This is a genomic window from Bartonella sp. AP280QHHD, assembly GCF_042196125.1.
In the GTDB taxonomy this organism is placed as follows: Bacteria; Pseudomonadota; Alphaproteobacteria; order Rhizobiales; family Rhizobiaceae; genus Bartonella.
The window spans coordinates 1-2,688 of the sequence record NZ_JBHIPQ010000022.1 but is presented as its reverse complement, the minus strand read 5'-3'; the positions used below and the strand labels follow the sequence as shown (position 1 = coordinate 2,688).

Annotated in this window: 2 protein-coding genes; one reads left to right on the top strand and one right to left on the bottom strand. The window is 38.2% G+C overall.

Translation table 11 applies throughout. The features are described 5' to 3' along the window. Positions 1 to 381 (bottom strand): restriction endonuclease (locus ACFIMK_RS02985; RefSeq protein WP_375683018.1); only part of this gene is annotated, 381 nt, incomplete at its 3' end. Positions 382 to 1,347: 966 nt separating this feature from the next. On the opposite strand from ACFIMK_RS02985, the gene ACFIMK_RS02980 reads away from it, so the two are divergent. Then, on the top strand, positions 1,348 to 2,688 hold a 1,341-nt coding region (locus ACFIMK_RS02980; protein WP_375683017.1), incomplete at its 3' end, for a ShlB/FhaC/HecB family hemolysin secretion/activation protein.

Sequence of the window (2,688 nt, the reverse complement as noted above, 5' to 3'; positions counted from 1 at the left end):
ATTACCTTCGGTGCTATCAACCAGAATACGGCGTGTGAAGATCTTTTTTCCCGAGGCAGCAATAAAGCTATCAATATCTTCTTTCTTGATCTGATGATTTGCACTATAAAACTTACATTGAATAGCCGCATATCCTTCTTCATCACGAATTTTAGCAACCAGATCAATGCCAATATCACGCCCATCTTCCCCATGCTCTTTTGCCCATTCACAATAGGTTTGAACCTTTTCATATTCTTGGCATTGTAGAGGGTCTTGCGTCAAATAAGCAATTACAAACTTTTCAAAAGAAGTTCCTCTATCGCGCGCACTTTCTGTATGATCACGGTAGGATTGTAACAGAGAGCGTAATGTCAGTGGTTTGTTATGAGATTGAAGCATTTATAATAAAACCCCACCGCTTTATAAGCGTTGATCTATCGGTGTTAAAAAACTTTAAATAGAATCTGCTAGATCTATTTAAAACAAATAGCAATAATAAAATAAAAAAAGGGTGCTAAAGACCCACAACCTGCTTAAAAAGAAATTTTATTAAAGGCTACTTATCCACAGCCTATGACATGAGGTAAGATCAGCAAAATAGTGAATTTTGCTGTTCGTTTCACGTGTTCATCAAGACAAATGAACTATGTGCTTTTAAAATATCATAATGAGTATTTTGATAGGTTTTATGAGTCACTAAAATAGTCTATTTTGTCAGTTTAATTTCCTGACACAAACTGACAAATATATATTATGGATTGTATTTAAGGTTGTATTGTCGATATAGGTTGTATCATTAAAATACTAACATATTGAAATATAATGTTTTTAATTTTCTCTCATTTAAAAAAAATAATATAGGAGCTAGAATGAACTGACAAGACTGACAAAACTCTTCTGATAAGGTCACTCAGATCATTTGCTTTTGGAAAAAAGTTCCTTGATGAGAATGCCATAAAAAGAGTTTTGCGTGGTTATCTTAAAGACTTCAAAAGAGATTTCTTATTGTTTTATGCTGTTGTTTTTGACGACAGGATGTGCTTGATCGCATGATGTCTCGTTTATATGCGTGTTGAGTGGCTTAGAGGGGCTGGAGAGTGAATTTATCTCTAATTATTGATAAATATATTGTAGCATTAAACTGGGGATATTGATGTATTAACCATTGACGGGCTAAACAGTTTTGGTTAAAGGTCTTTTTATATAAATGTGGGGGAGAGATCTTCAGCAGTTAAAATAAAGCAGTTTTTGGGTGTCACTTTTTTGGTCACAGAGGCATGTGCTTTTGTTAAAAGCGTTATAGGGCAGTGGCTGTTTTGAGTGGACTTGTTAGAGGTTTCATGAAGTTCTTTTAAAGAGTGCTTCATGAATAATGCAAAGCGGGGGCAATCTGTATTGTTATTGATATTTTTACGCCAAAGTTCTCTTTTGAGAATTTTTCGTGCCATTTTTGTTTTCTTTGGCTTGTTTACAGGTGTAAATGTTTATGCGCGCTCCTCAGCTATTTTTCATTCCCCAACCGATAATTTTTCTCGTAGGTATTCAGAAAAGCAGCAATTAGAAAGAATTGAGAAATTACGCGCTTTAACGCCTAAAAGGATCAAGACGCCTTCAGAGCAAAATCCAGAAACGCTTTTGGGTGGGAAGCAATGTTTTCCCATTCATGCTGTTGTTGTTGAGGGAGTGCACCATGTCAAAAAGCGCTCTATATCAGCCGTAACAGAGCCTTATGTTGGAAGATGTATTGGTCTTTTTGATATTCAGCTCTTAATCAAGAAGTTAACCAAAGTTTATTTGGATCAAGGCTATGTAACGGCACGTTTTTACATTCCTGATCAAGATATCAAAAACAGCAAGACGCTCAAATTTGTTGTCATTGAGGGCAAGCTTTCAGAGATTTACTATAATGGTTCACCGGCGTCTCGTTATAACAATGTTGTATGGAGTGCTTTTCCTGGGCTTCAAGGTCATGTTCTGAACATGCGCGATATTGAACAGGGGCTTGATCAGATCAACCGTTTGAGTTCAGCACATGCTCAAAGCGAACTTCTTCCAGGGCGTGAAGAAGGGAGCACCATTGTCAATATTAACAATCATCCCGATAAAACGTTCAAGGTTACTGTTTCTCATGACAATATGGGACAAGCCTCTACGGGTTATGCGCGTTATAGTGCGGGCTTGAGGGTAGAAAATATTTTAGGGATGAATGATGCGTGGGATTTTAACTATCAGCGCAGTCAGACAGATTATTGGGGTGGGAGCAAGCAAGAAGGACATAGCAATAACATTTCAGCGAGTGTGAGTATTCCGTACGGTTATTGGACCTTTGGATTGAATGGCACTGTTTATAATTACCAAAGCATAATCCCTGGCAATTTTACCGATATTGAGACGACGGGGGATTCCAGTGAGTTGCACGCCAGTACAAGCAGGGTTCTTTACCGTGATAGTGTTTCCCTTACAACCTTGAATTTGGGTCTTTCTTATAAAAGAACCAACAATTACCTTCTTGGCAATAAGATTGAAGTGGGCAGCCGTCAATATAGCGTCGCCAATTTTGGCATTTCGCATTCGCGCCAGATGTTGGGGGGGACTTGGACCTTTGATGTGAGTTATTTGCAAGGTCTTCCCTTGTTTCATTCAGTAAAGAAACATGCGCCAGGAGCAGGGGATGCGGAGCCACAATTTGCCAAATTTACCGGTACG